The 2712-nt window shown below is 56.4% G+C and carries 4 protein-coding genes and 1 pseudogene; 2 read left to right on the forward strand and 3 right to left on the reverse strand.

The genetic code is table 11. The annotated features are described in order from the left end of the window. Both QJT78_RS49975 and QJT78_RS49980 read right to left on the reverse strand, forming a co-directional pair. A partial coding sequence (locus tag QJT78_RS49975) for a co-chaperone GroES (RefSeq protein ID WP_281460822.1) occupies window positions 1-234 on the reverse strand: 234 nt, incomplete at its 3' end. A gap of 103 nt (window positions 235-337) precedes the next feature. Beyond that, window positions 338-601, reverse strand: a complete 264-nt coding sequence (locus QJT78_RS49980) for a DUF1488 domain-containing protein (protein WP_080586896.1) — start codon at window positions 599-601, stop codon at window positions 338-340. Window positions 602-867: 266 nt separating this feature from the next. Between QJT78_RS49980 and QJT78_RS49985 the strand changes: the two genes are divergently transcribed. Beyond that, entirely contained in the window at window positions 868-1314 is a 447-nt protein-coding gene (locus QJT78_RS49985; RefSeq protein WP_157790298.1) for a hypothetical protein, read from the forward strand. 246 nt (window positions 1315-1560) lie between these two features. Here the strand turns inward: QJT78_RS49985 and QJT78_RS49990 are convergent. After that, window positions 1561-1759 (reverse strand): annotated as a pseudogene (locus QJT78_RS49990) (CsbD family protein). A gap of 128 nt (window positions 1760-1887) precedes the next feature. Between QJT78_RS49990 and QJT78_RS49995 the strand changes: the two are divergent. Beyond that, complete coding sequence (locus QJT78_RS49995) at window positions 1888-2304, forward strand: PRC-barrel domain-containing protein (protein WP_028154492.1); 417 nt, start codon at window positions 1888-1890, stop codon at window positions 2302-2304. Window positions 2305-2712: the final 408 nt, after the last annotated feature.

Consider the following 2712-nt stretch of genomic DNA (forward strand, 5'->3'; position numbering starts at 1 on the left):
GTCGATCTTGACTTCAGTGCCGGACCACTTGCCGAACAGCACGCGGTCGCCGACCTTCAGGTCGATCGGGATCAGCTTGCCGGCTTCGTCGCGGCCACCGGGGCCGACGGCGATGACTTCGCCCTGGGAGGGCTTCTCCTTGGCGGTGTCCGGAATGATGATGCCACCAGCGGTCTTGTCTTCGGCCTCTATGCGCTTGACCACGACGCGGTCATGGAGCGGACGGAATTTCATGCGATCCTCCCTGGCTTTTGTGATTATTTCTGGATTGGCAGTCGTAATGAAGCACGTGCCGTAAACGAAGTCTTCCGCTTCCATCAGGACGTGAGGCTTCGTCTCAAAAATTGGCGGCGACCAGATCGTAAGACCCCCTGCTGCCGCGAACGTACACCCTGGCAGCGGCGGCACATATCACATCACGATTGGAATCGAATGCGTTCAGGAAATCCGATTCATTGTTGGGGTGAGCGTCCGGTTGAAGTCGCCTCAGCGCGTCATCCTCTATGAAGAACGATGCCTCTAACGCGCTATCGTATCCCCAAAAACGCACGGCGTGCCGCGTTCGGTCATATGAACGACTATAATTCGGAAACTCGATCATGGTTGGGTCCGATCAAGTTCGCGCGACGGGAAGAGATGCTGAAAGCGACCCGGCTGCACTAAACCGTAAATGGCTACTCTGGAATCGGATTACAACTGCCCACGAAAATTAAGTTGCGACCGGCCTCGTTATTCGGCGGGCGCGTCACCATGTTCCTCATATCACCGCGCGTCCCTGGCTATTATCGGTGACTGAGAGTGTTGCGCTCCCGCCGTTCTGAAAAGGCGGTCCTAAATGTCGAATACCGATAGATTCAATGTTCGTGAGTGGCTCGTACCTCCGGTATTGCTGCCGATCTTCTTCGGGCTGTTGATCGTCGCTGCAATGGTTATTCAGTGGTAGTCGCCCTCGGCGGACCGCGCCATCGGCTCAGCAAACAGCTAGTTGGCTCCGATGAAATGACTAACGAGCTGAATGTCAGGGCGGTGGCAGTTGGTGCGATCCTTTCACAAGCTACGACCGTCACGCGTACTGCGCTCAATCCAACAGGTGGTCAGCTTGTCCTCAGGGATTCGAGCGGTCGTTATGCGAAGATCGCGAACACCGTCCGGGTAACTGATCGCGAGTTTCTGGAAGATGTTCTGAGTGAATGGTGGCGAACAAAAATAGCGACGTCTCAAACGGACAGCGGAATCCGCCCTTTCCAAATGGAGCAACGGCACCAGATCGGCGTTGACGGGCGAGACGCCGCCTACCAACGGGCGCCGCCTTAAGACAGCCCCTGCGGCGTACTGCGACGTTCCGCACCATCGGCGCGGCACACGCCCTGTTGGCTAGCATAAAGAAACACAAGGGCAGCCGATTGTAGTCGTCTGAGTCGTCGCTGGCTCGCCGCCGAGCTGGCGGAGGGTAGCGGCGTCGGCCGAGGCGCAACTCAGTGGATGCGCCTGCGGTCCATCGCGCGCGACGGAGGGCAATCCGCCTTCACCTCACCGGACCCGCCTCTTCAAATCAACTGCTCACCAAGTCTGACGTCCGTACCAATTGACCTCTTTCTTCGTCTGGTCTTTCTGATAGCCGTATCGCTCCTGAATTTTGCCTTCGAGTTGATCTCGCTTCCCGTCGATCGTCGAGATCGTCATCAGTGAGCTTTCCCCATTGCTCTTTGATCTTGCCTTTGACCTGCTTCCAGTTTCCCTCGACCTGGTTCCAATCCATGACGCTGCCTCCTGCTGATCGGTTTATCGGTGCAGCATCAACGAATACTAGTGAAAGCCGTTCCTGCGCATCACTAGGAACGAATGCCGAGCGCTTCTGTTTTTTAGGTTCCAGCTAGGGAGGATATCGTGAGAACATTGGCCACCATCACTGCTCTGCTCTTTGCTTCCGCGGCGTTCGCCCAGACTCCTGCTCACACGGCGTCCGAAGCAGCTGCGCCAATCGCCGCTGCGGGAGACTGGAGCGCAGCAAAAATGAAGGGCGTCAACGTTTACAATGAAGCCAACGACAAAGTCGGAGACGTTTATGACATCATCATCGACTCTCAGGGCCGGGTGAGGGGTCTTGTCATCGAGGCAGGCGGCTTTTTGGGAATGGGCACGCATTATGTGCTGGTCGCGATGAACAGCCTCAAATTCGCTAATAAGGCTGGGAAAACGACCGAAGGAATGACGTCCCAGACTGCGCGCGAATGGTTTCCCGATCGCGCCGTTATCAACGTCACGAAAGACCAACTCAAGTCGATGCCAGAGTTCAAGTACTAGGTAACTCTGTCGAAAAGCCTGTGGCGACAGTCGCCAGCTCGGCAGAGAGGCTGCTCGCTGCCTAGCGCTGCTCCATGATGTTTGCGCGCATCGGGTTCATTCCTTGAACCTTTGCATCGTCGTTCTACACCAATGAGCATCCGAGATTTTTGTCCCTCCACCTCGGGGCTTGCCGCCGGGACAGCGTATTTTTAGCCGGCGGCGCATTGCTGGGGAGAAACCGTCGGCGTCACACCTTCAAACGCGCCACCGCCCGAATACCTCGCATTACGAGAAGGGCTTGAAGCATGATGATCTGTAAGCGGAGCTTTTCTCCCATTTGATTGACTGGTTTCGCTTCGGCTTTCGCTCTGCGATCCTTGGCTTGTCAGAGAGCCGAGAGGAGACTGAAGGCGATGGAACAATCGG

The organism is Bradyrhizobium sp. Mp27 (assembly GCF_029953005.1).
GTDB classification, from domain to species: domain Bacteria; phylum Pseudomonadota; class Alphaproteobacteria; order Rhizobiales; family Xanthobacteraceae; genus Bradyrhizobium; species Bradyrhizobium barranii.